29 protein-coding genes are annotated in these 24,601 nt (G+C 41.0%); 3 read left to right on the top strand and 26 right to left on the bottom strand.

Going from position 1 to position 24,601, the window contains the following annotated elements; translation table 11 throughout:
• Position 1: 1 nt before the first annotated feature.
• From aroC to BAA9072_RS03580, 17 genes are all read right to left on the bottom strand, one after another.
• On the bottom strand, positions 2-1,174 hold the full coding sequence (gene aroC / locus BAA9072_RS03500; RefSeq protein WP_201713320.1) for a chorismate synthase: 1,173 nt from the start codon (positions 1,172-1,174) through the stop codon (positions 2-4).
• A 402-nt stretch (positions 1,175-1,576) separates the two neighbouring features.
• Entirely contained in the window at positions 1,577-2,350 is a 774-nt protein-coding gene (locus BAA9072_RS03505; protein WP_201713321.1) for a CheR family methyltransferase, read from the bottom strand.
• 144 nt (positions 2,351-2,494) lie between these two features.
• Positions 2,495-2,941: a nucleoside-diphosphate kinase gene (gene ndk, locus BAA9072_RS03510; RefSeq protein ID WP_201713322.1), complete on the bottom strand. Its 447-nt coding sequence runs from the start codon at positions 2,939-2,941 to the stop codon at positions 2,495-2,497.
• A 101-nt stretch (positions 2,942-3,042) separates the two neighbouring features.
• Positions 3,043-4,005 (bottom strand): heptaprenyl diphosphate synthase component II, encoded by a 963-nt coding sequence (hepT, locus tag BAA9072_RS03515; protein WP_201713323.1) that lies wholly within the window; start codon positions 4,003-4,005, stop codon positions 3,043-3,045.
• A gap of 27 nt (positions 4,006-4,032) precedes the next feature.
• Positions 4,033-4,728: a demethylmenaquinone methyltransferase gene (locus tag BAA9072_RS03520; protein WP_201713324.1), complete on the bottom strand. Its 696-nt coding sequence runs from the start codon at positions 4,726-4,728 to the stop codon at positions 4,033-4,035.
• A gap of 6 nt (positions 4,729-4,734) precedes the next feature.
• The gene (locus BAA9072_RS03525) at positions 4,735-5,568 is read right to left on the bottom strand and encodes a heptaprenyl diphosphate synthase component 1 (protein WP_201713325.1); all 834 of its coding nucleotides are present in this window, start codon (positions 5,566-5,568) and stop codon (positions 4,735-4,737) included.
• Positions 5,569-5,767: 199 nt separating this feature from the next.
• Positions 5,768-5,989 (bottom strand): trp RNA-binding attenuation protein MtrB, encoded by a 222-nt coding sequence (gene mtrB / locus BAA9072_RS03530; RefSeq protein ID WP_034758340.1) that lies wholly within the window; start codon positions 5,987-5,989, stop codon positions 5,768-5,770.
• Positions 5,990-6,001: 12 nt separating this feature from the next.
• Positions 6,002-6,568 carry a GTP cyclohydrolase I FolE gene (gene folE, locus BAA9072_RS03535; protein WP_201713326.1) on the bottom strand — a complete coding sequence of 189 codons (567 nt, stop codon included), beginning with the start codon at positions 6,566-6,568 and terminating at the stop codon, positions 6,002-6,004.
• A 231-nt stretch (positions 6,569-6,799) separates the two neighbouring features.
• Positions 6,800-7,072, bottom strand: coding sequence for an HU family DNA-binding protein (locus BAA9072_RS03540; protein ID WP_034758336.1), 273 nt, complete (start codon positions 7,070-7,072; stop codon positions 6,800-6,802).
• A 619-nt stretch (positions 7,073-7,691) separates the two neighbouring features.
• Positions 7,692-9,170, bottom strand: a complete 1,479-nt coding sequence (spoIVA, locus tag BAA9072_RS03545; protein ID WP_201713327.1) for a stage IV sporulation protein A — start codon at positions 9,168-9,170, stop codon at positions 7,692-7,694.
• Between the two features lie 256 nt (positions 9,171-9,426).
• The gene (locus tag BAA9072_RS03550; RefSeq protein WP_230980764.1) at positions 9,427-10,095 is read right to left on the bottom strand and encodes a hypothetical protein; all 669 of its coding nucleotides are present in this window, start codon (positions 10,093-10,095) and stop codon (positions 9,427-9,429) included.
• Between the two features lie 71 nt (positions 10,096-10,166).
• A complete protein-coding gene (locus tag BAA9072_RS03555) occupies positions 10,167-10,355 on the bottom strand; it encodes a DUF2768 domain-containing protein (RefSeq protein WP_201713682.1) in 189 nt (62 codons plus the stop codon).
• Positions 10,356-10,706: 351 nt separating this feature from the next.
• Complete coding sequence (locus tag BAA9072_RS03560) at positions 10,707-11,753, bottom strand: NAD(P)H-dependent glycerol-3-phosphate dehydrogenase (RefSeq protein WP_201713328.1); 1,047 nt, start codon at positions 11,751-11,753, stop codon at positions 10,707-10,709.
• Between the two features lie 17 nt (positions 11,754-11,770).
• A complete protein-coding gene (gene der, locus BAA9072_RS03565) occupies positions 11,771-13,081 on the bottom strand; it encodes a ribosome biogenesis GTPase Der (protein ID WP_201713329.1) in 1,311 nt (436 codons plus the stop codon).
• Between the two features lie 171 nt (positions 13,082-13,252).
• The gene (locus BAA9072_RS03570; RefSeq protein WP_201713330.1) at positions 13,253-13,444 is read right to left on the bottom strand and encodes a capping complex subunit for YIEGIA; all 192 of its coding nucleotides are present in this window, start codon (positions 13,442-13,444) and stop codon (positions 13,253-13,255) included.
• A complete protein-coding gene (locus tag BAA9072_RS03575; protein WP_201713331.1) occupies positions 13,441-14,337 on the bottom strand; it encodes a YIEGIA family protein in 897 nt (298 codons plus the stop codon). Before BAA9072_RS03575 ends, BAA9072_RS03570 begins: the two co-directional genes overlap by 4 nt.
• On the bottom strand, positions 14,334-14,948 hold the full coding sequence (locus BAA9072_RS03580) for a YphA family membrane protein (RefSeq protein ID WP_201713332.1): 615 nt from the start codon (positions 14,946-14,948) through the stop codon (positions 14,334-14,336). The genes BAA9072_RS03575 and BAA9072_RS03580 overlap by 4 nt, the downstream gene beginning before the upstream one ends.
• Before the next feature lie 107 nt (positions 14,949-15,055).
• On the opposite strand from BAA9072_RS03580, the gene BAA9072_RS03585 reads away from it, so the two are divergent.
• Positions 15,056-15,178 carry a YpzI family protein gene (locus tag BAA9072_RS03585; protein ID WP_201713333.1) on the top strand — a complete coding sequence of 41 codons (123 nt, stop codon included), beginning with the start codon at positions 15,056-15,058 and terminating at the stop codon, positions 15,176-15,178.
• A gap of 52 nt (positions 15,179-15,230) precedes the next feature.
• On the opposite strand, the gene fni is transcribed toward BAA9072_RS03585, so the two are convergent.
• From fni to sleB, 8 genes are all read right to left on the bottom strand, one after another.
• Positions 15,231-16,289, bottom strand: coding sequence for a type 2 isopentenyl-diphosphate Delta-isomerase (gene fni / locus BAA9072_RS03590; protein ID WP_201713334.1), 1,059 nt, complete (start codon positions 16,287-16,289; stop codon positions 15,231-15,233).
• 12 nt (positions 16,290-16,301) lie between these two features.
• Positions 16,302-17,435 carry a 30S ribosomal protein S1 gene (gene rpsA / locus BAA9072_RS03595; RefSeq protein WP_201713683.1) on the bottom strand — a complete coding sequence of 378 codons (1,134 nt, stop codon included), beginning with the start codon at positions 17,433-17,435 and terminating at the stop codon, positions 16,302-16,304.
• A 119-nt stretch (positions 17,436-17,554) separates the two neighbouring features.
• On the bottom strand, positions 17,555-18,136 hold the full coding sequence (locus BAA9072_RS03600; protein ID WP_201713335.1) for a lysophospholipid acyltransferase family protein: 582 nt from the start codon (positions 18,134-18,136) through the stop codon (positions 17,555-17,557).
• A 1-nt stretch (position 18,137) separates the two neighbouring features.
• The gene (gene cmk / locus BAA9072_RS03605; RefSeq protein WP_408015200.1) at positions 18,138-18,806 is read right to left on the bottom strand and encodes a (d)CMP kinase; all 669 of its coding nucleotides are present in this window, start codon (positions 18,804-18,806) and stop codon (positions 18,138-18,140) included.
• Positions 18,807-18,949: 143 nt separating this feature from the next.
• Entirely contained in the window at positions 18,950-19,126 is a 177-nt protein-coding gene (locus tag BAA9072_RS03610; RefSeq protein WP_201713337.1) for a YpfB family protein, read from the bottom strand.
• Between the two features lie 52 nt (positions 19,127-19,178).
• Positions 19,179-19,826: a flagellar brake protein gene (locus tag BAA9072_RS03615; protein WP_201713338.1), complete on the bottom strand. Its 648-nt coding sequence runs from the start codon at positions 19,824-19,826 to the stop codon at positions 19,179-19,181.
• 148 nt (positions 19,827-19,974) lie between these two features.
• Positions 19,975-21,321: a germination protein YpeB gene (ypeB, locus tag BAA9072_RS03620; RefSeq protein WP_201713339.1), complete on the bottom strand. Its 1,347-nt coding sequence runs from the start codon at positions 21,319-21,321 to the stop codon at positions 19,975-19,977.
• A gap of 14 nt (positions 21,322-21,335) precedes the next feature.
• Positions 21,336-22,148, bottom strand: coding sequence for a spore cortex-lytic enzyme (gene sleB, locus BAA9072_RS03625; protein ID WP_230980765.1), 813 nt, complete (start codon positions 22,146-22,148; stop codon positions 21,336-21,338).
• A 244-nt stretch (positions 22,149-22,392) separates the two neighbouring features.
• Here sleB and BAA9072_RS03630 point away from each other — a divergent pair, with 244 nt between their 5' ends.
• On the top strand, positions 22,393-22,737 hold the full coding sequence (locus tag BAA9072_RS03630) for a hypothetical protein (RefSeq protein ID WP_201713684.1): 345 nt from the start codon (positions 22,393-22,395) through the stop codon (positions 22,735-22,737).
• A 77-nt stretch (positions 22,738-22,814) separates the two neighbouring features.
• Here BAA9072_RS03630 and prsW read toward each other — a convergent pair whose 3' ends face one another.
• Positions 22,815-23,498, bottom strand: a complete 684-nt coding sequence (gene prsW / locus BAA9072_RS03635; protein WP_201713341.1) for a glutamic-type intramembrane protease PrsW — start codon at positions 23,496-23,498, stop codon at positions 22,815-22,817.
• A gap of 86 nt (positions 23,499-23,584) precedes the next feature.
• On the opposite strand from prsW, the gene BAA9072_RS03640 reads away from it, so the two are divergent.
• Positions 23,585-24,562 carry an asparaginase gene (locus BAA9072_RS03640; protein ID WP_408015201.1) on the top strand — a complete coding sequence of 326 codons (978 nt, stop codon included), beginning with the start codon at positions 23,585-23,587 and terminating at the stop codon, positions 24,560-24,562.
• Positions 24,563-24,601 lie beyond the last annotated feature (39 nt).

Here is a 24,601-nt window from a genome sequence, read left to right on the forward strand (position 1 = left end):
ATTAATACTCCTTTGAATCCTGACGGTGTCTGTTTAAATCGTGACTAAGCTTCTCAAATTGATCACTATTGAATTGTTCCACGATGGCCGAGGCAAGTTCCCATGCCACAACGGCTTCTGCTACTACACTTGCAGCTGGCACCGCACAGCTATCCGATCTCTCGATGCTTGCTTTAAATGGTTCCTTCGTCTCGATGTCTACGCTTTGAAGAGGCTTGTACAGTGTAGGGATGGGCTTCATGACTCCTTTGACACGGATTGGCATTCCCGTTGTCATACCACCTTCAAATCCGCCCAAACGATTCGTCTTCCGGTAGTATCCCCGCTCTTCACTCCATGCTATTTCATCATGAACTTCACTTCCCGGCTTTCTTGCCATTTCAAAGCCCAAGCCGAATTCGACGCCTTTGAACGCATTGATACTCATAACCGCCATGGCAATTTTCGCATCAAGCTTACGATCATAGTGAACATAACTTCCAACTCCTGAAGGCATCCCTTCTACCACGACCTCCACTACACCGCCAATGGAATCACCATTTTGCTTTGCTTCATCAATCAGGTTCATCATTTTCCGGGCTGCCACTTCATCCAGACAGCGGACGGGAGATTCTTCAGTTAGATCCCTCAGTTCATTGATAGAATCATAATGAACCTTCTCTGCTTTAATGCCTCCGATTTCAAGGACATGACCGACGACTTCAATATCCAATAATTTAAGAAGCTTCTTGGCAACGGCACCTGCCGCCACTCTAACTGTCGTCTCTCTTGCTGAAGATCTCTCCAACACATTCCTAAGGTCTCTATGTCCATATTTCATTCCGCCAACGAGATCCGCGTGGCCTGGTCTTGGCCTGGAAATCTTTCTTTTCACCTCTTCTTCTCCGCCATCTTCGAGAGGCTCGATTCCCATTACTTTCGTCCAGTGAGTCCAGTCTTTATTCTCCACAACCAGACCCAAAGGAGACCCGAGAGTATGGCCATGTCTCACTCCTCCGACAATTGATGCACGATCCTTTTCAATCTGCATTCTTCGTCCACGCCCATAGCCTTTTTGCCTTCTTGCCAGGTTATCATTTATATCTTCAGCTTCTAACGGCATTCCTGCAGGAAGCCCTTCAATGATGGTCGTTAATTGTGGTCCATGTGATTCTCCAGATGTTAAGTATCTCATTTACTTTCCCCCTTCAACTCGTTAAAGAATTATGTACCAATATAACATAGAATTTATATTCTTTCCTAGTCCTTACGTTTAAAAAATTTTCTAATATTCTATTTTCCTAAATAGAGGTTCTATTCGTTCTTATATAAGCAAGTCACAGGGGCTTGCGGTGAACCTCCCAGGCTTTGCCTGCGGTGCTTCACCTATGCAACTTCTTCCCAAGGAGTCGATCACCTTCCGATTCAATCAACTCATTCTAAAAAAGATTTTCATGAAATCCAATAAAACCAAACCTTGGATTACAATCGCTTATAAAAATAAATACGATGTTAACCCGGCATTTTTGAATTCCCCGCTTATTCCTATAAGGGATTAAGAGAGTATTCAAAAATGCCGGATTGACATCGTCATTGTTTATATTTTTTTGTAGAAGAAGGTGTCTTCTGTTTCGAAGCCGTATTGTAATGGGTTAAAGATTTGTTCTGTGCTCCCTACAAAGAGAACGCCGCCAGGTTTTAATGAGTCATTAAATTTTTTGTATAGAATGTTTTTTGCCTCTTCTGTAAAATAAATCAGGACATTTCTGCAAACGATCAGGTCATATTTCCCTTCGAAAGGATCAGAGAGCAGATTTTGTTGTTTAAAGGTTACTGTTCTCTTCACTTCGTCTTTCAGTTTAAACAGCGGCCCTTCCTGGGTAAAATTGTATTTTTTCATTTCTTCCGGAATTTCAGATAGTGACCTTTCAGGATAAACCCCGTTCATTGCCCGCTGAAGAGCATTTTTGTCTATGTCTGTCGCAGTGATTGACCCTTTGGTAAGGGGAATATACTTCGACAACATCATAGAGAGAGTGTAAGGTTCTTCACCGGTGGAGCATGCTGCGCTCCATACTTTAAACGATGTACTCCCCTCGAGTATCCGAGGAAGGATTTTGGTTTCTAGTACTTCCCAACGCTTGTAGTTACGATAAAACTCTGAAACGTTAATTGTCATCCGATCCAGGAATTCTTCCATTTCTTCTTTATCCCGGTTCAATGTACAGAAGAATTCCTGAAAACTCACGTACCCCTTCTTTTCATAAAGGGCAGTTAATCTCCTCTTCATCTGTGCTTCTTTATAAAGGGAAAGGTCAATTCCCGTTTTCCGCTTAATTGCCTGAATAAATTCACTATAATCAGTTGACATAAGGATTCACACTCTCTTTGCTACGATAGGTATAAGGCTATAGTATCTATATCGAACATTTCAGGAGAATGTTAAACCCTGACACATAGAAAAAAGCAAGCCGCTAATCACGACCTGCTTCTAAATAGCAAAGGCTTACGTAAATTAGTAAACCCACTCATTCATTAACTTAGAATATTCTACTAGTTCTTCTTCTTTAAAGAATAAGCCGCTCTCTCTTACAGCGCTTTCAGCAGAGTCAGATCCGTGGATAATGTTCTTACCGACAGTCAGACCGAAATCACCGCGGATTGTACCAAGAGCAGCATCTTTGGGATTGGTCGCACCCATCATTCCACGAGCTGTCGTGATCACATTTTCACCTTGCCAAACCATTGCAAAGACAGGTCCGGAAGTGATAAAGTCAACGAGTTCCCCAAAGAATGGTCTTTCTTTGTGCTCGCCATAATGTTCTTCGGCAAGCTCGTTTGAAATGCTCATAAGTTTAGCACCGACTAATTGAAAACCTTTTTTTTCAAAACGTGATACGATATCACCGATTAACCCTCTTTGTACGCCGTCCGGCTTTACCATTAAAAATGTCTTTTCCATGTTCCCCACTCCTAAATATGTATGTATGGTAGTCTAAGGACATCCCACGAAAATAGTAACACTGATTGGGGGTTTTGGCAACGTTTCCATTTTAAATTTTCTTAATATTTTCTCTTCCCGATAAAGTTCGCAATATTTTTAAGGCTTTTCTTTACCCTGTTATATGGGAGTTGATCCAGGTCTTTAAGAGCTTTATCCAGGTACATTCTACTGAGGTCATGGGATCGCTCAATGGCATCCGTTGCCAGGATGGAAGTAATGACCTCTTTCATCTCGTCCGGAGTGGTATATTCCGTCACTTTTTCGATCTTCGACTTTAAATCCGGGCTTTCCATGGCATATAGAATCGGAAGGGTGATATTCCCTTGCCACAAGTCACTTCCAGCAGGTTTCCCCAGTTCCTCTTCACTAGCTGTAAGGTCTAATATATCATCCGTGATTTGAAAGCTCATCCCCACATTGTAGCCAAAACGGTAAAGACGCCTGTGAATCTCTTCAGGAGCACCCGAAGCAATAGCACCCAGCTGGCAGCTTACAGCTATAAGCAAAGCGGTTTTCCTTTTAATTCGTAAAAGATAATTCCTCAAATTCTGATCAAATCGATATTTGTCTTCAATTTGTGCAATTTCTCCCTTACACAATTCTACCAGTGTGTGTGATAAAATTTTATGTGCCTCTGGAACTTTTATATGAGTCATATATTCAAGAGCACGTGCAAAAATATAATCCCCTGTATACATGGCGATACGATTATCCCATTGCGCTTTGATCGTCGGTTTTCCCCTTCTCAGCTCTGCATCATCGATAACATCATCATGCACAAGGGAAGCCATATGCATCAGTTCTAATGCAACCGCTACATTTTTCACAATATTGATATCATATTGCCCAAACTTTGCAGACAGCAATACAAACACGGGACGGATTCTCTTCCCACCTGCCTGTAAAAGGTGAAGGGATGCCTCTTGTAAAAGCTTGGACTCTGACTCAATCGCCACTTCCAGTTCCTTTTCAATTTCATCTATATCCGTTTTAAGAAACGAATACATCCTGTTTAGCTTCATAGTTTTTCCACCTAATTTACGAATTTCTTACTTTCTGCCGGAATGCATGGCGGCAACCCCGCCACTATATGGCTTCACATGTATATCCTTAAAGCCCGCTTCTTGGAACATTCCTGCAAGCTCCTTCATACCCGGGAAATCTCTTGCAGATTCCTGAAGCCAGGAATATTCACTAAAGCTTTTGGCAAAGACCTTACCGAACAAAGGCATCACAAATCGGAAATATGCGTAGTACATCTGTTTGAATCCGAACATGGTCGGTTGAGAGGTTTCAAGGCAAACCGCCATTCCACCAGGCTTAACAACACGGTTCATTTCTTTTAGGACGTGTAGATAGTCAGGTACATTTCGTAAACCGAAACCTATCGTCACATAATCAAATGTGTTATCGTCGAAAGGCAGTTCCATTGCGTTCCCATGAATCAGTTCGATGTTGTTTGTATGTTTAACTTTTTCTTTTCCGATGGAAAGCATATTTTGACTGAAGTCCAGCCCTACGACACTGCCGGAATCACCGACTTTTTCTCCTATGGCCAATGTCCAGTCCGCGGTTCCGCAGCAAACGTCAAGAGCCTTGGAACCAGGCTTCACATTCATATGCTTCATCGTATCTTTTCTCCACTTCTTATGCTGTTGAAAACTGATTACCGAGTTCATCTTGTCATAATTGGAGTAAATTTTTTCAAATACTCCGTGGACTTTTTGTTCTTTCGACTGCTGCATGTCGTATTACCCTTCTTCCGCGTATAGTTTGGTCATAGGTTCAGGCTGCACATAAGGTAACAGCTCTACAATAAGCTTCTTAAAATAGGGCGTCACCGGCTCGATTGTCTCTAACTGAGCTTGGACCCTTTTCTTTGTCCGTTCAATGAGTCCATCTATTTGAGATAGCAAATGTCCGGTCTCATCCTTTGTTAAGTGTAAAGACCGTTCTTCCTGATCGGTACTGCCTGACAAAATGGATAACGCCTTGATAAAGCTTGTATTCTGTGAATGTCCGAGACTGATTTTCTCCTGAACAAGCTTCTTATAGAGCAGCGCCTCCTCAACGATCCCAATCCATTGATTATCTTCAAAAAACCGAAAGAAGTTGGAAACAATCGCTGATTCTCTCATTTTCACTCTCTTCATGAGTTCATCAAGATTTTTATGTCCGTCTTTGTAAATGGAAATTTTGCTTTCGTTTACTTCTTTAATCGCTTTTGCTAAATTCGAAATAAGTTCTACATCATCTGTTTCTGCGAGAATCTTATAATAGAGGCTGCTAAAGTAAACCCCTGCAAGAACCGTCAGCTGCCTTTCCTTCAAGGGATCACGCTCAGAAATTGTAACCTTTTCATGAGTATCAAGGGCTATCTGCAATAACATGGCAGTCGAAATCCACTGTACAACTTCTTTACTGATCGCCCTTCCTTCACTTACGAAAGGCAGAAGCAGAAAATAGATTCTGTCCCGGTCAATATACGGTTGATCTATGTATTCCTTTAGATAAGAGTGATGCAACTGCTTTTCTATGTATTGATGAATGATATTCGCTTGATGGTTACAATCAATGAATTTCATACCCTTTAATCCCCATTTCTTCTATGTATCAGTCTATAAATTTCAGCATTAGGTATTATACCATAAAATCCTCCACAATAGGGAGCATGAGACTCATCTCCATCAAGCAGATTATAACAAAGGGGACGACCACGAAGCCAAAGACTTCTTAGTCCGTCCCACCATTATTCTTCTCTATCCGTAAAATTCAGAATAGAGATTATTTCTTGTTATCACTTTCAACTTCGCCGTAGCTGGTGACGATTGTGGCTTTTCCTCTTACTTTAATCGCAGATGTGTGATCCGTAAATTGGGCAATCATCACTTCACCTTTATCCAATTTTTCTGAATGATGAAACCTGGTGTCAGTTCCTCTTGTCAGCCCGATCACGTTTACACCGTCTTCAATTGCTTTAATGACAATATAATCATTTGAATTCATCAGTCGTCACTCCTAATTCTTTATAAAAGAAAGCACTTCGCTGCGTGCCTGAGAGTCCTCTTTAAACGTACCTCTTACCGCTGTTGTCACTGTACTTGAGCCCGGCTTCTTCACACCACGCATCGTCATGCACATATGCTCGGCTTCGACAACGACCATGGCACCGTGAGGAAGAAGGGTTTCCATGATCGTATCCGCCACTGTTGACGTGATTCTTTCCTGAAGCTGAGGACGTTTAGCAACAGATTCAACAGCCCTTGCAAGTTTACTTAATCCTGCTACACGGCCATCTCTTGGAATATAAGCAACATGGGCTTTTCCATAGAATGGTACCAGGTGGTGCTCGCACATTGAGTAGAAAGGAATATCCTTCACTAGCACAAGCTCTTCGTGTTCTTCACTGAATATGGTTTCAAAGTATTCTTTGGGGTCGTGACCGAGTCCAGAGAACACTTCTGCATACATTTTCGCCACGCGCTTTGGCGTATCTAATAAACCTTCTCTATTAGGATTCTCTCCAATAGCTTCTAATATTAATCGAACTGCTTCTTCTATTTGGCCATGATTGACTTGTGCCATAATGTTGTCCTCCTAAAATAACTTAAAGAAATAGTAACATTGTTAATATTAGCACAAGCCCATAATGTCATCAAAGACTAGTGCTTTAGAAGTTATATAATAATATAAAATCATCAATAAAAGAAGAACATTTCATACATAATTTTGAGGAGAACATTTCATACTATTAATGAGAATAACAAAAAAGGCCGCATATTCATGCGACCTTTTCGTTACGCTCAAAGTATGTAATTATTTTACAGCTTCTTTAAGCGCTTTACCTGGTTTGAAAGCAGGTACTTTGCTAGCTGAGATTTCGATCTCTTCACCTGTTTGTGGGTTGCGACCTTTACGGGCTGCACGCTCACGTACTTCGAAGTTACCGAATCCGATTAATTGTACTTTATCACCGTTTGCAAGTGAATTTTGAATTGTATCGAAAACAGCGTCAACCGCTTTAGTAGCGTCCTTCTTAGATAGCTCAGCAGCTTCTGCAACAGCATTGATTAGTTCTGTCTTATTCATGCCATTCACCTCCTCCCAAGGAAATGTCTCAGTCATGATTCATTTACTTTAATATCATTAGTAAACAACTTTAGCGAATTCTATACATTAAATGTAGAAAAAACGCTTGAAAACGTTGTTGAATCAATATTCAACAACAATTCTGTTAAAAGATTATCACAATAGATTGACCTTAGCAAGAACAAATCAAGAAATAATGGGAATCTTTTCTTATTTGAAACACAAATGTAATAGAATCACCCTCTATCCCTTTACTCTTGCACTATATTCAACCTATCACTTCTTTTAGATGACTGCAACTTATACCTTCACCTGTCAGGTACTCTATCTTACTTCCCAACCTCGGAATCCCTTAAACATCAATCCCTATTCACCTCCGCGATGCATATCCTTCAAAATGATCTATTTAATGAAATGTTCATTTCAAGAACCCATGTGTACCAAGGGTTTAGTGCTTCCTTATTTGTTTTCGCACCTTTTCCTTACGTACTGAAATTTTATAAATATACAGTGTGAAATTCAGCAATCCAATATCAAAATCAAACAAAAAATTCAAACCTATAGTGATGGTTACAAAAAACCAAAATAAAAAAGACCCTCCTAAGAAGGTCAAAAGCTTTTATAATATGATGGCGATTAATCCACCTGATCCTTCATTGATAATTCTTTCTAAGGTATCCTTGAGTTTATATCTTGCATTCTCAGGCATTAAGGATAGTTTAGCCTGAATCCCTTCTCTTACGATAGAACTTAAGCTTCTTCCGAAGATATCGGAATTCCAGATGGATAAAGGATCATCTTCGAAATCCTGCATCAAGTAGCGCACCAGTTCTTCGCTTTGCTTTTCTGTACCGATGATTGGTTCGAACTTAGACTGTACATCTACTTTTATCATGTGTATCGATGGAGCCACCGCTTTCAAGCTGACTCCGAACCTTGCGCCCTGTCTGATGATTTCAGGTTCATCGAGGCTCATATCATTCAATGATGGAGCGGCGATGCCGTATCCTGTCTGCTTCACCATTCTCAATGCATCAGAAATCTGATCATATTCCGCTTTGGCATGAGCGAAATCCTGCATTAATTCCAGGAGATGATCTTTCCCTCGAATTTCCACTCCCACAATCTCCTTAAGGACTTCATCGTATAGTTCATCTGGAGCATACAAGTCGATTTCCGCAATCCCCTGCCCCATATCAATACCGGCAAGCCCGGCACGTTCGATATGATCGAATTCACTGAAATAATGAACTACACGGTCCACATCCCTGAGGCGCTTAATATCCTTGACTGTTTCCTTAACAGCTTCCTGATAGTTCTGCCTTAACCAATGCTCTTCTTTTAGTACCATTACCCAGCTAGGAAGATTGACATTCACTTCAAGTACCGGGAATTCAAATAGCGCTTCTCTAAGTACATTGAGAACATCCGAGTCCCTCATGCTTTCCACACTCATCGCGAGAACTGGAATGTCGTACTTATCCTGCAGTTTCATTCTCAGGTCTTCTGTCTCAGGTGCATGTGGCCTTGCCGAGTTGATGACCATGATAAATGGCTTACCTACCTCTTTCAGTTCCTCAATGACACGTTCTTCAGCCTCAATATAGTCACCTCTGCCAATTTCCCCGATGGAGCCGTCTGTTGTTACAACCACTCCGATCGTAGAATGTTCCTGGATGACTTTCCGTGTACCGATCTCGGCGGCTTCATGGAATGGAATAGGCTCTTCATACCATGGGGTATTGATCATTCTAGGGCCATTTTCATCTTCATATCCTTTAGCACCCGGGACAGTATATCCCACACAATCTACCAATCTAATATTCACTTCAAGACCTTCATCGACGTGAACAGAGATGGCTTGATTTGGAACAAACTTCGGTTCAGTCGTCATGATGGTTCTGCCTGCAGCACTTTGAGGCAACTCATCCTGCGCTCTTGCACGTTCTGATTCGCTTGCGATGTTAGGAAGGACGACAAGTTCCATGAACTTCTTGATGAATGTTGATTTTCCTGTTCTAACCGCTCCTACCACACCTAAATAGATATCTCCGCCTGTTCTTTCGGCAATGTCTTTAAATAGATCGACTCTTTCCAAGAGATTCCCTCCCATCTTATATTCCAGGGATGTTTCATCCGTGTATTCTGTGTCTCACATTCTATATTTATGATGTTGTCCCAACGACTTATGACTATTAATATGCTATTTTCCCCCCCTTATGAGTAAAAGTGAAAAATTTATTATGTCTTTAGCATTTATGATCATTTGTTTTGATGAAATAACCCTATAAAGGATGACATAAAAAAATAATAACCCTTCCCTTACAATATATTTTGCAAGGAAAGGGTTATGCCTATTTTGTCATAAAGACAGGTTCGTTATTTTCATCGATCGTATACGGTAAGGAATATGCAGGAACAAAATATGTGTCATCCACAAGTAAATTCCGGATATCTTCACCCATTTTATATTTTTCATTACTGGATTTAAGCTTTTCAAATAAGTCCATGGAGTAATCCACAAAGATATCACCGTCCCCGTTAATGACCAGAGGAAGGTTTTTATTTGAGTATGGGCTATTCACGTATACTTCATCGTCATAGCCGAGCTCCTTATAATTCAATGTATAGACATTGGTTGCTACCTCTTTTTTAAAAGGAGGATAGTCCTGAGCTTGGATCCTTATTTTTAATTCTCTGATTTGTTCAGCCATTCGAAGATCGAATATCTTGACTTGGGGTTTTTCTTCCACATTTACCAGGACATATTGAAAAATACCACCGTTTTCAAACGCATTCCCTGGAATTTCAGGTAGGAATCTTGGTGACAATTTTCTAAAATCAATCGGATATTTTTGATAAATCGGAGTACCCTGGTCCCTGGTCTTAATCGGAAGCAGTCCACTGTTGTCCTTTTGATAGGTTTCCACTGCGTCTTGTACTGTCTTCACCTGGGTTTCATAAGGAATCTGATTTTGACTTAGCTCTTTCTCCGGGTACAAACAACCTGAAAGTACACTCATCGTCAGTACAAGAAGAAATGCTGATATACTAAAGCGCTTCAATCTAAAACGTCCTTTCAATCGGGCGGCCCCTAATTGGTGGGTCCGCTGAATACTATATAAATCATCATAAGTCCACCAGCGATCATCAGTATGTATGCCATAAATGCAGTGATAAAGCGCAGGAATTTCTGCTTTATCTTATACCTGCTGAAATAGATCGTTAATATGGCAAAAAACATGAATCCCATTGATGCAAACGAAATCCACATCTTCGTCATTGAATCCAAAGTACATCCCTCCTGTTATCGAATGTATTATATCATAAGATTTTTACTAAAGAATAGAAAAGAATGGTTGTTCATGAATCTGTTATAAACCTCATGTGGCTTTTCCCAGTTTCTTTACTAAACATCAAAAAAAAGCTTCTCAAGTATTTTAACATCCAAGACGTCAAAATACTCGAGGAGCTCTAAATAAGGGAGACCTACCCATCCATAGGCAAAGCTGTATATATTCATGACAGTGTATGCAGGAGTGTCAGTGTTCGCATCCTCGAATGCCTATTATTTCAAGGATTAATTCTGCATTTATCAGAAATGGCTAATCTAGATCTCTTTATTTTTTCAGGATCAGGTTAAACGTTCACCAAGAATATTCACCAGGTCTTCCATTTCATTCGTTTTCACACGACCCATTAAATGGTCAACTGCTTCTTTCGCTTCGACTTTATTGAAAAGGACATCGTAAAGTGCATCTGTAATCGGCATATTCACTTCATATTTCTCAGCGAGCTGGTGAGCAGCTTTCGTCGTGCGTACCCCTTCCACAACCATACCCATGTTGGCAAGGACCTCATCAAGGTTATGACCCTTCCCAAGCATGTTTCCGGCTCTCCAGTTTCTTGAATGCACACTTGTACAGGTCACGATGAGATCACCAATACCTGTTAAACCTGAAAACGTTAATGGATTTGCACCCATTTTGGTTCCCAAACGAGCGATTTCCGCAAGTCCACGAGTAATAAGGGCCGCTTTGGCATTATCTCCATACCCCAAACCATCAGTAATTCCTGCTGCTAAGGCAATAATATTCTTTAAAGCTCCGCCGATTTCCACACCGAGCATATCGGGGTTTGTATATACTCGGAAATTCATATTCATGAAAAGATCCTGGACTTCTTCAGCTGCCTTCATATCCTTAGAAGAAACAGTAACAGTCGTCGGATGCCTTAAGCTCACTTCTTCTGCGTGACTTGGTCCCGACAATACCACTACTGTATGTAAATTAGCAGGTGACATTTCATCTTCGATCAATTCCGAAATTCTGAGAAGGGAATCAGGTTCAACCCCCTTACTTACATGAACAACGGTCAACGGTGCACGTTGAACCTCTTGAATTTGCCCGAGAACCTCCCGGATTGCTTTCGTAGGTACTGCCAGAATAATGGTATCAACGCCATCTAACGACTCTCTTAAGTCATGATACCCTTTAATGGTTTCCGGGAGCTCGATTTCTTTCAAATACTTTTCATTGGTATGCATAGAGTTGATTTCATCAATTTGCTCTTTCTTGTGGCCCCACAGTCTGACTTCCAATCCATTATCAGCAAGGACCATTGCAAGAGCGGTACCCCAGCTGCCTGCTCCAACTACTGTTACTTTTTTTGAACTTTTCATTTTTTTCACCCACCTTATTATTTTCTTGCACGGGCAATAATACGAATAGGGGTTCCTTCAAATCCGAATGCATCACGAATTCTATTTTCCAAGAAGCGTTCATAAGAGAAATGCATTAATTCAGGGTCATTCACAAATACGACGAATGTAGGAGGCTTCACTGCCACCTGTGTAGCATAGTAAATTCGGAGTCTCTTACCATTATCCGTCGGTGTTGGATTCATTGCAACAGCATCCATGACCACTTCATTCAACACACTGGATTGTACACGCATGGCGTGATTTTCACTTGCCGTATTAATGATTGGCAGCAGCGTGTGAATGCGTTTTTTTGTTTTCGCAGAAAGGAAAACAATTGGGGCATAGTCAAGGAATTGGAAGTGTTCCCTGATATTCTTTTCCCATTTATTCATCGTTTTCTCGTCTTTATCCACAGCATCCCATTTATTCACGACAATCACGACCGCACGCCCTGCATCGTGGGCATACCCTGCAATTTTCTTGTCTTGCTCGATGATTCCCTCTTCACCGTCAATGACTGATAGAACGACATCTGATCGCTCAATGGCTCTGAGGGCTCTTAACACACTGTATTTCTCAGTTGTTTCATATACTTTACCTTTTTTCCTCATACCTGCCGTATCAATGATGACATAGTCCTGTCCATCATAGGAATAAGAGGAGTCAATTGCATCCCTTGTCGTACCTGCAACGTTACTTACAATGACTCGGTCTTCTCCTAGCAAGGCGTTGACTAAAGATGATTTTCCTACGTTCGGACGTCCGATTAAAGAAAATTTGATGACATCTTCCGCATAATCTTCTTCCTCTTCATGCTTGAAGTTTTTGACGACTTCATCGAGAAGATCCCCTAAACCAAGTCCGTGGGAACCTGAAATGGGATACGGTTCACCAAATCCCAGAGAGTAAAAATCATATATCATCTCTCTCATTTCAGGATTATCGATTTTATTAATTCCAAGAACGACCGGTTTCTTGGAACGATATAGAATTTTGGCTACAATTTCATCAGCGGCAGTGACACCTTCACGGCCATTAGTCAAGAAAACGATAACGTCGGCTTCATCTATTGCAATTTCAGCTTGTTGTCTGATCTGATCCAGGAATGGTTCATTCCCCAGTTCAATCCCGCCGGTATCAATGATATTAAATTCATGCGTCAGCCACTCTGCAGAACTATATATACGGTCTCTTGTTACACCAGGTACATCTTCAACGATGGATATTCTTTCTCCAACAATTCTATTAAAGATCGTGGACTTTCCAACGTTCGGACGCCCTACGATTGCTACTACTGGTTTTGTCACGCTATTCACCCTTTCTGTAAGAAGTTGTCCTTTTCTTACATTTCCTCATTTTAAGCCTTTTCAATCATGGTCATGTTATGCATAAGAAGGACTGGCCCTTAAGGTATTGTTTCCTTATGGGACAGTCCCCCCTAACTTTACTATTTTATCAATAAAAGAATAAACTAGCAATCAATGTTTTACAACAATGAAGAGTCCTTCATCGATTTCGTGGGCGATCCCATCAAGAATGGCCTCTAAGTTCGCGCATATTTTTTGTAGTTCTTCATCCGTTTTACAATAGAAGACACTTGTTCCACTAGGTACTCTTTCAGGTGTTGTCGTCACCGTTGCAAGAATGAATTTCTGTATAGTTGTACTCATTCTAATTTACTCCCCTCCTGATTCGCTTTCGACTCAGACGGCATCCTTATAGCATTTTCCAGCGTTGGTACCTGACCAAGAATGGCAATCGCTTTCTCTACATCCTTTCGTTGAGGGAGAACAAATACCCCGATTCTTCCATCATCCAGATCCCTCTTAGCCAGTGGAGTTAGAGCAGGGGTTCCTGAATCCTTAAAAATCCCCAGTGAAGTGGACATATCATGGAGAATGGCTTGCCGTTGACCCAAATTGGCAACCGTCGATCGTGCATCAAAGGATTTGGGTGAAAGGATAAAACCCATTCCATACCGTAAAATCTCTTCCTGCCTTACTTTCAGACCAATATTCATTATGTAGATATTATCAACATATAATCCCGCTCCATCAAAATGAGGCTTAACATATTCTATGTTAACAATATCCTTCAACCTTCCACCCGCCATTAGTTTATGAGCAAGGACCATGCAGACTGCACTGATTACTAATGCAGCATATACGTTCAAAACGATATACGCAATCGTCGCAAGAAGAGAGGTGAAAATGACTAAGTAGTTTCTACTTTCAAACGCAATGGCAATCCCTTCAATGTAGGTAGCCCCTCTTGGGACGAGTTCATAAGCGTCAAGCTCAGTCAATGTGTTTCTCTCCATATTTCTCACATCACGGAACTGAGATGCCGCGACAGTCAAGAACGTAATCGCAGTGAAATTCTCCTCCAATAAAGCAGGAATTGCAATAGTGCCGAGGCCTGCCGCAATGAACCCAAGTGCTATATGTATAATCTTCCCATGCAGATACGTTGGATATTGGCGATAGTCTGTACGGAGCATATAAATTCTCGTCAAGGTCCCTACAACCACACCAAAAATCACCGGATACACATATACATTCATAGATTTTTCATTTCCCCTTTATTTGTTTGTGCCTTAATATTAATGAACTGATTTAATTCTCCCAACAACTTCAAGGCGATAAGAAACCCCATGGAAAGGGCCAGCATATCAAGGTAGACTGGACCTCCTGTAGAATAAGAAAATCCGATTTTATTTAGCGGAATAGAGAGAAAAAAATCGCCAATCACACTGCTCCCCATTATCGCTATTGCTCGCAGCATAAAAAGGGAAGAATCTCCATAAAAAAGAATACATACCAGAACAAACGATAAAGAAATGATGAGATCACGATCCAAGAACATTAGAACAGGGTCATAAATCGCCAATAACCCAATACCTGCATAACACATTCCCATAGTCAGAACGGCAATAAGCATATATAATTTTTTCCTTAAGCTCAGTTTTCTAATATACAAGATACAAATGAGTGCTAAAACAATGGCTGATACCCCTACCTCCACAGAACCTGTTTGTATTCCGTAGGGGAATACACAGATGAGCAGTAAACACATGAACGAATAACGGAAGCGATGTGGATGAGATCTCCTTAATAAAAAAGTTGCATAAATCCAAATTCCCCAAAGTAACCATAAATACAAAATCCCATCCATAGACAATCTCTCCCTCCTATTATCTACATTATGGAAAATCTTTATGTATCTCATTCATGTATGAATAAACTTTTCAAAGAAAAAATAAAGAAAGGAGGTGTTTTCGAGTGGGTAAAGACCGTCAAGAAAAGAAACTGAAACAAAGCAAAAGAGTGGAATCAGACAGAGATCAAGGATTGCATTATAAAGGAGCAACGAGCCTGCAAGGTGCGGAAGAAACAAAAAAATAAACCCGGTACAATAAAAAAAGAACGAATTCTCAATCTGAGAATTCGTTCTTTTTTATTGATTAAGCGTTCTATTGCTATATCTTTCAGGCTTTAGACCTCTTACATGGAGCCAATGATATACGTTGCCCGATAACACCATTGGTACGCTATGAAGATCTTCAATCCGTCTGCACCCCAAAGCACACATTAAAAACTGAATGTCTGTATGAATTTGTTTCACTTCATCAATGGTATCGTTTAGACCTGATTCCAGAAGCTGTTTGAGAATGACTCCGGCCATTCCTGCTGCAGATGCCCCTAAACCCAAAGACTTAACGATATCTAAGCTGTTTTGGATACCACCTGATGCAAGGATCGGCTTCGATGATGCTGCATGACTTTCAGCGATCGATATGGCAGTGGGAATCCCCCAATCATTGAAGAAATCCAACATACGCTTTCGCCGTTTATTTTCGATTTTCGAGAAGTTCGTTCCCCCAAAGCCTCCTATATCAATGGCTGTAATATTCGAGTGAGACAAGGATTTGGCAGCTTCTGCACTGATTCCAAAACCCGTCTCTTTGACAATGACAGGAACTGGAATATTCTCGGCAACCTCCAGGATTCTTTCCAAAGCCCCTCTGAAGTCACGGTCTCCTTCAGGCATGGTTAATTCTTGAATCACATTCAAATGAATCTGCAAAGCGTTGGCTTCAATCATCTCCACAGCATCTTTTGCCTGTTGAACCGTTGCCTCACTGCCTAAATTCCCCAAAATCATCCCATTCGGGTTATGCTTCCGGACAATTTCATACGTTTTTCTTTCATCTCGTTCTTTAAGTGCTGACATTTGGGAGCCTACAGCGATCGCAAGCCCCGTTTCCCTGGAAAGGATCGATAATTCTTTATTGATTTCTAAAGTGGTCACTCCACCGCCACCCGTCATAGCATTTATAAAAATTGGCGAACTCCAGTTAAGTTCGCCAATTTTAGTTTGTAGATGAATCTCATCTACTGCTATATTCGGTAAGCTTTGGTGGACAAAAGCCACTTCATCAAAACCCGTCCTTCTTTGTTGACCGGTTGATAAAGCATAATTAATGTGGTCTTGCTTTCTTTGAGCTCTCGTCACCATTCATCACCATTACTTAAGATCTTTTAGTTTATCTCCAATCATTTCTCCTAATTGGAAGCCGGTATTTTCCTCCGGCATTTCGTAATCCGTTACTTCTTCTTCTTTTTCTTCAAGAGCCTTGATGCTTAAAGATAAGCGTTGTTCATTTTCATTCACATCGAGTACCTTCACTTTAACATTCTGATTTTCTTGCAATACTTCATGTGGGGTACCGATATGTTTGTGTGAAATTTGAGAAATATGAACAAGCCCTTCAACACCAGGTAATACCTCGACAAATGCACCATAAGAAACCAGGCGTTTTACGACCCCGTCCAACACACTGCCTTTTGGAGCCTTCCCGGAAATATCACTCCATGGCCCCGGCAGGGTTTCTTTAATGGATAAAGAGATACGCTCGTTGTCACGATCAACACTCAGCACTTTCACCTGTACTTTTTGCCCCTCTGTTACAACATCGGAAGGCTTTTCGACATGCTCGTGGGATAATTGGGAAATATGAACAAGTCCATCAACACCGCCGATATCTACAAATGCACCAAAATCCGTTATGCGCTGCACTGTTCCCTCAAGAACGGCACCCGCTTCAATATCCGTTAGTAACTTTTTCTTTTGTTGCTGCTTTTCTGCTTCCACAACAGCACGATGGGAAAGGATCAAACGATTTTTTTCCTGATCCAGTTCAACAATTTTGAAGGTTAATGTTTTATCCTTATAGTCCGAAAAATCCTCGACATAGTAATCTTCGACTAAAGAGGCGGGAACAAATCCCCTAACTCCAAGGTCAACGACAAGGCCACCCTTTACAACATCCTTCACTTCCGCTTCAAAGACGTCTCCATTTTCAAAGCGGATCTTCATTTCTTCCCATGCCTTTTCAGCATCCACTTTTCGTTTGGAAAGAACTAGAAGCTCTTCTTCCACTTTAGTCACGATTAACTCAAGTACATCCCCTTCACTGACTACATCAGAAGCTTTTTCGATATGAAGGCTTGAGAGTTCACTAATTGGAATGATGCCATCCACTTTGCTATCTTGAACGTCAACTAAGACCTGTTTTTCTTCAACCTTAGTAACTGTCCCTTTCACTTTTTCACCAATTTCAAGATTCTTCACTTCAATTCCATTCATGTCTTCCATTATGTACTCCTCCTTAATCCATGACTACAAAGATTTTGATAATTGTGAGACTTCGCAATTAAAAATTTTCTTTCTACTAACTTCTAATAAATACTACTTTTTGTCAAGCGGGAAACCTTATATTATTGATACTCATGTATCAGCTTTTCAATATGTTTCATAATGATTTCCGTCGTTTTCTCGGCATTTAATCTTTCTTCACGAATACTTTCCATTTCGATCGGAGGTCCGAATACAACCTTCAATTTCTTAAACGGTTTGTAAGGTCCGATGATAGCACAAGGGATAACGTACGCCTCAGACCGTAGAGCAAAGAAGCCGGCACCGGCCAATCCCTTGCCGATTTGACCTGTTTTACTTCTAGTACCCTCTGGGAACAATCCTAAAACATCTCCCTGTTTCAAAACCTGTAATCCTTTTCGGAGTGCTTCCCTGTCACTCATCCCCCTTTTTACGGGGAAGGCACGTATGCCGGGCAGGAGTTTCCCCAGTAGGGGAACATTGAACAGCTCTTCTTTAGCCATGAAGGACACGGGTCTTGGTGCGGAGATCCCGACTACAGGCGGGTCCAGATTATCAATATGATTGGTGCACAGAAGGACCCCGCCGTCTTTCGGGAAATGTTCCAACCCCATTACCTCGATTCGATATAAAGGAGAAAGAATCGACTTAACAAGACCTCTGGCAAAGGTATATAGATTCACTTTAACCTTTCCTTTCTACTAACATCATAATTTGAGCCACCACTTCTGATATGGACAGGGAAGTGGTGTCTATTTCTGTCGCGTCTGCAGCTTTTTTCAGCGGGGCCACTTCCCTTTCAGAATCTATCTTGTCCCGGAGGGCAATTTCTTGTTTTAATTGTTCGAGATCAGAAGAATAGCCTTTAGAGATATTTTCTTCATGTCTCCTTTGTGCCCTCTCATTCACACTTGCAAGTAGGAATATCTTGATTTCTGCATCCGGAATCACATGGGTGCCGATATCCCTTCCGTCCATCACGACAGCCCCCTCCTTCGCCAGCAGTTGCTGACGCTTCACCATTTCTTCCCTTACCCGGGAATGAACGGCCACATGGGATACTGAATTGGTTACAGATGCCTGACGAATTTCCTCGGTTACATCTTTCCCGTCAAGGAAGACAAGCTGCCCCGTCTCCGAAGGTTCAAGTTCGATCGTGGTTTTGGACAATAAATCATTTAATGCATACTCATCATGCAAGTCTACGTTGTCAGTCAAAGCTTTATACGTTAAAGAGCGGTACATCGCCCCGGTATCAATATAAAGATAAGATAATTTCCCTGCCACTATTTTTGCCACAGTGCTTTTCCCTGCAGCTGCAGGACCATCGATTGCAATTCTAAATTTTTTCAATTCATCCACCTACTTATGTTCCTAATAATTTACTTACCCATTTTAACATAAATCTCACATTTCGTTTATAGATTCTTTCTTTTGAGGTGTTCGTCTTGGAATACAGCATTCAAGAAAAATAGAGCAGGGATCAATCGCCTGCTCTAGCGTGTTAGGGTTTCTACAATCTCACTGTATTCCATTTTTTCCACCCCTTCATAAAAAACGATCTTATGAAGCTCAGGGAGGATATTCATTTGATGGAATACAAATTGAACCGCTAATAATAGGATAAAGTGCATGATGGCTAATTTGATTAAGATTCTTTCTACCCTTTTCATTTATATCACCCTTTTTCCATTCTAAGAAAAAGTATGTGTACATTTTGGGATTTTATTCAAGTAAGCCCTTTTTTCTCAGGTCGAGCTGTCTTTCGAAACAATACCGTAATATAAGCTGTCGCTGATTTTCGGATAAGTGAACAAATTCGATGCTTGCAATCAGCTTATGTTCCTTCTCCCAGACACGGATCACCTTGCCTGCAATCTCCACATACTGGCACTCTCCTGTTTGCATAGGCAACACGATGATCGTTGACAGCTTTGTTCCACTTTCAATATCCATCCCTTCCCTCACCACCACTGCACAGCCTCCGGCACTGAGATCTTCCGTAATGGTCGGGTAAAACCGTTCATTGATCTTTAACGAGATATCTGTATTCGCCTCTACACGAACGAATTGTCTCCTTTGGACTTTAACCAACCCTTCATCCCCGGGATAATGCAGGTGGATCATCGGTATCTTAGATAATTTGCGTCCCATCACTTCCGTTTCAAACATCAGGACCGTCTGTTCATTGATGGTGAAGCTAGCTTTAAGCTGCGTACCATCGATTAAAAAAATGGCTTTCTCCGTTTTCGTATGGATGGGATAATCAATATAAATCCCTTCCTGAGAAAGTTCTACGACCCTGCACCTATATAGATCAAATGTGTCATTATGTATAGGTTCCAATTGCAATGTGGTACCTGCTTTTATCATAGTCCTAAATTCCTACTTTCCCCATTTATGTATCTATATTATGTCATGCCGAACCTCACCTTTCCAGACCTTTTTTAACTTCATTTTGAATTTCCCAATAAAAGAAGAGGGACGGACCTCCCCTTCTGGAGGTCCGTCCCTCTAAGTGTCAAACGACTTCTTCGTAAATGGGTTCTGCTTTTTTGAGTCTTTCCACTTTTTCTTCTTCCCCTGTGTCTGCATTAACGAATATTCTATAGGTATCTTTACCTAGCATCCCTAAGAATTCATAACATAATACTTCTTCGTTCAGGTCGTTCACAATTACAGCCTGACGCTCTTCCATTATTTTCAGATTAGGGTTCGTCGTTTCTTTCGCCTCTGCTTTTGTCATAGAAGCTTCAGGGATTTCTCTTTCATGATTATTTTTTAAGTATTCTTCCGCTGCAAAACCTACAATTTGTCCATTATCCAAGGCTACCTTGATTTTGACTGAGTCTGGATAGATCCTCACTCCATCCAAAACCGTCACGTATGTGAAAATACCGATATTATCATACTGTGCACTTTCAAACATCTCTAACTTTTGGAAATTGTTTTCTTTTAGGAAAGTTGTCGCTTTTTCCGCTGCCTTGTTCAAGCTGATCCTTGGTTCCTTAATTTTACGATTGTTGATATACCAGATCGGATATCCCCCTTTTTGGGTGACATCCATGCTCGCTTCCGTATTTCCATTTCCGATCGAGACACTATAGAATTTGTAATCGGATCCTTTTCCACTTTTTGATACTTTTGCATCCTTTGATTTAGGGATACCGGAATATTTACGTAAAATTTTGACTGCTTCCTCTTTGGAAATCTCTTTACCTTTTAGCTTTTTAAAGTTTTGATCTTTTTTCTCAGTATTAACAAAAGTGGTCGTTCCAAAATTCGCTTCATCATACCCGGATACATTTTTCTCGACGGTTTTGAATCCATCGATAATCGTGTTATCGGTCTGCTCATTACCAGAAGCCAGAGCCATTTCAACATCCATCCATCGTAAATTATTTTCCATTACCAGATGCTGGACTTTCCTTAATTGATTCTGTATATCGGCACTTTGTTCATATAAATTTTGCAAAGATTTATATTCTTTATCCGATAAAGGATTCTTATCTAAATCCCTTACCGCAACGCGATAACTGAAATCACCGATATTACTTAAGAATTCTTCCGTTTTATTGAAGGGGAGCAGTGTTAAGGGAAGCTGTCCGACATCACTGTGTGCCTGGGAAGTTAGTCTCCAGACGTCGGCAAGGGCGGGTGACAGTGATTTTCTTGAATTCATGGCGAGGGTCGACCCGATCTTATCATGAAGTAGATCCACCTGATAAGTTAACTCATGAAATGCTCTTTGGTAGTTATTTTCAGCATTGATCAATATCGCATTTTTCTCCTGGTGTTCCTGATATCCCCAAAAAGCGGTCCCCGCTACACCGAGGACGAGCACCGTAATTAAAATGACACGTACCAATTTCCTTCACCTCTTTAACTACAGAATATGTGTTTTCCAATTTTCTTGATTTGTGGACGCGACCATATCCACTTGCTTGTTGCCGTCGCAGGATTAAAGTAATATAGGGCACTGGAAGATGGATCCCAACCATTAATGGCATCCAAGACCGCTTCTTTCGCCTTTTCATTCGGAGTCAGCCAGATTTGACCGTCGGCAACTGCTGTAAAGGCTCCCGGTTCAAAAATCACTCCTGCCGCCGTGTTTGGAAAAGCAGAGCTGTCAATTCGATTAAGAATGACTGCCGCTACAGCTACCTGACCTTCATAGGGTTCTCCACGGGACTCTCCATACACTGCATTCGCCATCAACTGAATGTCATTTTGAGAGAAACCATTCGGTGTATTTACTGCCGTTGGCTTAGAAGGTGTTGGTTTTGGAGCTGGTTTGGTTTGTGAAGTACCCTTCCCTCCTCCTCCGTCCGCCGAGCCTTTTTGCTTTTCTAAGTCTGTCCCCCCGTAATGGCTGAAGTTGTTGCCTTTTTCTATTTGTTTTTTCACAAATTCTTTATTGTACTTAGACGCCTTGGCTAGTTTCTCTTTCGTCTCCGCTCCAGCAAGGCCGTCAATTGGAAGCCCGAACTCATATTGAAAGTTGCGGAGTGCCCAATAGGTCCCCCACCCAAACACTCCATCAATATCTCCGTTATAATATCCGATATATTGAAGTCTGGATTGAAGTTCGATTACATCCTCGCCCGTTGCGCCATGCTGTATTACCTGATTTGTAAAAGCGTCTGCCTTCTCCCCTTCAGAAGAAATCATAAAGAGAGAACACATAAGCACCATGACGACTGAAGCAGATACCCATTTGAAACGACTATTCATAATGCTTTACCTCCATATCTTCAATTAACATTAACTCTAGTTTTTGTAGAGGATCCCATTTTATACAAGTGGAATAATAAAAATATAAAGGATTGTCAGTTCAGTACTTTGATAAGACACTGTAATGTCTCAGCAAAAGGGATGTAAACTATCAGAGTTATAATGAAACATGGAATAATGCATAAATTCAAACGGGAGGGTCATGATGGAGGATTATTTAGCGAAATCTTTGGATGAATGGAAAGAGGATATTTCAGAGGTATTGGATCAAATCAATACTGATTATGAGGATGTAAAAAAAGAGTTGAAGGTCTATTCTTATAAGTACGGGATTACAAAGCAGGTGATCCAATCTACGGTGAATGAAGAAATCATTGATAATATCCGTGAAATGTACCATAAACCATTTGAAGAAAAGTATAATGAATTGAAAGAATACATACGCGATTTGGATGAAAAGAGAAAAGTGTTTCAAATGTTTGTAAATAAAATAGATGAGGTGAAGAGGAAGGAAACCTCTAAAACCGATCTTGCTGCTGCATATAAATAAATCGAACCCCCGCTTTTTAATGCGGGGGTTCGATCCTTTAGGTTGAATGAAAAAGACGCCACCAAAGGGGAGCGTCTTTAAATGATTTCTTTCTTCAATTCCCCTTTGTACTTCTTCTCTGTAAGCTGGTGGGCGCTCTTCACTTTCTTTAATCCCAACCACCATAAGAAAAACATAAACGGGACCATATAGTAGATCCAGTTTTTCTCGGCAAGGAAAATATAGTTGTAGGTTCCATGTAACATGATTGGCACTGATATAGCAAGAAAAAGCCATTTATGCCTTTCTTCACTGGATGAAAACTTGGCTTTCCCCAAATAGTAGCCCATGATGACACCGAAAAGGGCATGACTTGAAACCGGCAGTATGGCCCTTCCAAATGCATGTTCAACACCATTTGCGACCAAATATAAAATATTTTCAACTGTGGCGAAGCCAAGTGATACTCCGGCACCGTATACAATACCATCATACGGTTCGTTAAAGTCTACGTGCTGAAAAATCGCAAACATCAAAATAAACCACTTAAAAAATTCTTCGAGGAACCCGGAGGAAATAAAAGCGGTAGACCAATTGGAACCAATGATTCCTTCAACTTCCAGGACATATTGTAAAAACATAATCGGAAAGGTAATAAGAGCCCCGTACATAAATGTTTTAAACACTAGCGTAATGGGTTCGGCCTCATATTGATCCCGTAAATAAAAGTAACTTAACAATGCTAATCCTGGTGCTATACCCGCTGATAAAATCACCAGCATAAAAAGTCCTCTTTTCTTTCGGTTTTCTTAATCGTATCATGTTAATGTAGGATTGGAAATAGGAATTTAAATGGTTGGAGGAATGAATGATGAAGAAAGATATTTTAGTCATACATACAGGCGGCACCATCTCAATGATGGAAGACGAACAGACAGGAGCCGTAACACCAGGAAAAGAAAACCCACTGTCAGTACAGACGTCCATTGTGTCAAACATAGCGAATCTGACAGTTGTTGAAGCATTTCATCTGCCCTCACCCCACATTACGCCGGAACATATGCAGCAGCTGAAGGAAATCATCGAAGAAAACTATAAGGAAAAGTCATTTCATGGGGTTGTCATCACCCACGGAACAGATACCCTGGAGGAAACAGCGTATTTCTTAGACTTGACCCTCCGCCTCCCCATCTCTATCGTGGTTACAGGTGCTATGAGGTCAAGCAATGAGATCGGTGCGGACGGGTTATATAATCTGATTTCATCTGTACGGGTTGCAGCAGACGACAAATCCAAGAAAAAAGGGGTTTTAGTTGTCCTGAACGACGAAATCCATTCAGCAAAAAATGTGACTAAAACCCATACAAGCAATGTATCCACCTTTCAAAGCCCACAGTATGGACCAATTGGTATCGTGACCAAAAGAGGAGTCCTCTTTCATCACCAGCCTACTTCTGAGGAACACTACGAGGTGTGTGATATATCTAAGAGGGTGACACTCATCAAGGCATATGCCGGGATGGACTCAGGTTTACTGAGAGCCATAAAGGACCTCCAATACGATGGGGTCGTCATCGAAGCATTGGGGCAGGGGAATCTTCCCCCGGAAACGGTGGCAGGCATAAATGAGCTGTTAGAAGCAAATATCCCTGTCGTATTAGTCTCCAGATGCTTCAACGGGATTGTCCAGGATATTTACGGATATTCCGGTGGCGGAAAGCAGCTAAAAGAGAAAGGTGTTATTTTCTCCAACGGGCTCAATGGACAAAAAGCTAGGATTAAACTAATGGTTTCCCTTTCCCAAACAAATAAAATGAACGAATTAGAAACGATTTTCAAAAACTAGAGTCAACACCTTCAGGATTACTATACATTATAAAAGACT

This window comes from Rossellomorea arthrocnemi, assembly GCF_904424705.1.
Taxonomy (GTDB): domain Bacteria; phylum Bacillota; class Bacilli; order Bacillales; family Bacillaceae_B; genus Rossellomorea; species Rossellomorea arthrocnemi.

Bases quoted from the DNA above. Each gene is read 5' to 3' on its own strand.
- aroC (WP_201713320.1), bottom strand. From the start codon at position 1,174: ATGAGATACTTAACATCTGGAGAATCACATGGACCACAATTAACGACC.
- BAA9072_RS03505 (WP_201713321.1), bottom strand. From the start codon at position 2,350: ATGTCAACTGATTATAGTGAATTTATTCAGGCAATTAAGCGGAAAACG.
- ndk (WP_201713322.1), bottom strand. From the start codon at position 2,941: ATGGAAAAGACATTTTTAATGGTAAAGCCGGACGGCGTACAAAGAGGG.
- hepT (WP_201713323.1), bottom strand. From the start codon at position 4,005: ATGAAGCTAAACAGGATGTATTCGTTTCTTAAAACGGATATAGATGAA.
- BAA9072_RS03520 (WP_201713324.1), bottom strand. From the start codon at position 4,728: ATGCAGCAGTCGAAAGAACAAAAAGTCCACGGAGTATTTGAAAAAATT.
- BAA9072_RS03525 (WP_201713325.1), bottom strand. From the start codon at position 5,568: ATGAAATTCATTGATTGTAACCATCAAGCGAATATCATTCATCAATAC.
- mtrB (WP_034758340.1), bottom strand. From the start codon at position 5,989: ATGAATTCAAATGATTATATTGTCATTAAAGCAATTGAAGACGGTGTA.
- folE (WP_201713326.1), bottom strand. From the start codon at position 6,568: ATGGCACAAGTCAATCATGGCCAAATAGAAGAAGCAGTTCGATTAATA.
- BAA9072_RS03540 (WP_034758336.1), bottom strand. From the start codon at position 7,072: ATGAATAAGACAGAACTAATCAATGCTGTTGCAGAAGCTGCTGAGCTA.
- BAA9072_RS03550 (WP_230980764.1), bottom strand. From the start codon at position 10,095: ATGAGTGTACTTTCAGGTTGTTTGTACCCGGAGAAAGAGCTAAGTCAA.
- BAA9072_RS03555 (WP_201713682.1), bottom strand. From the start codon at position 10,355: ATGACGAAGATGTGGATTTCGTTTGCATCAATGGGATTCATGTTTTTT.
- BAA9072_RS03560 (WP_201713328.1), bottom strand. From the start codon at position 11,753: ATGAAAAGTTCAAAAAAAGTAACAGTAGTTGGAGCAGGCAGCTGGGGT.
- BAA9072_RS03570 (WP_201713330.1), bottom strand. From the start codon at position 13,444: ATGAGTACAACTATACAGAAATTCATTCTTGCAACGGTGACGACAACA.
- BAA9072_RS03575 (WP_201713331.1), bottom strand. From the start codon at position 14,337: ATGAATGTATATGTGTATCCGGTGATTTTTGGTGTGGTTGTAGGGACC.
- BAA9072_RS03580 (WP_201713332.1), bottom strand. From the start codon at position 14,948: ATGGATGGGATTTTGTATTTATGGTTACTTTGGGGAATTTGGATTTAT.
- BAA9072_RS03610 (WP_201713337.1), bottom strand. From the start codon at position 19,126: ATGAAAAGGGTAGAAAGAATCTTAATCAAATTAGCCATCATGCACTTT.
- BAA9072_RS03615 (WP_201713338.1), bottom strand. From the start codon at position 19,826: ATGATAAAAGCAGGTACCACATTGCAATTGGAACCTATACATAATGAC.
- sleB (WP_230980765.1), bottom strand. From the start codon at position 22,148: ATGGTGCTTATGTGTTCTCTCTTTATGATTTCTTCTGAAGGGGAGAAG.
- BAA9072_RS03630 (WP_201713684.1), top strand. From the start codon at position 22,393: ATGGAGGATTATTTAGCGAAATCTTTGGATGAATGGAAAGAGGATATT.
- prsW (WP_201713341.1), bottom strand. From the start codon at position 23,498: ATGCTGGTGATTTTATCAGCGGGTATAGCACCAGGATTAGCATTGTTA.
- BAA9072_RS03640 (WP_408015201.1), top strand. From the start codon at position 23,585: ATGATGAAGAAAGATATTTTAGTCATACATACAGGCGGCACCATCTCA.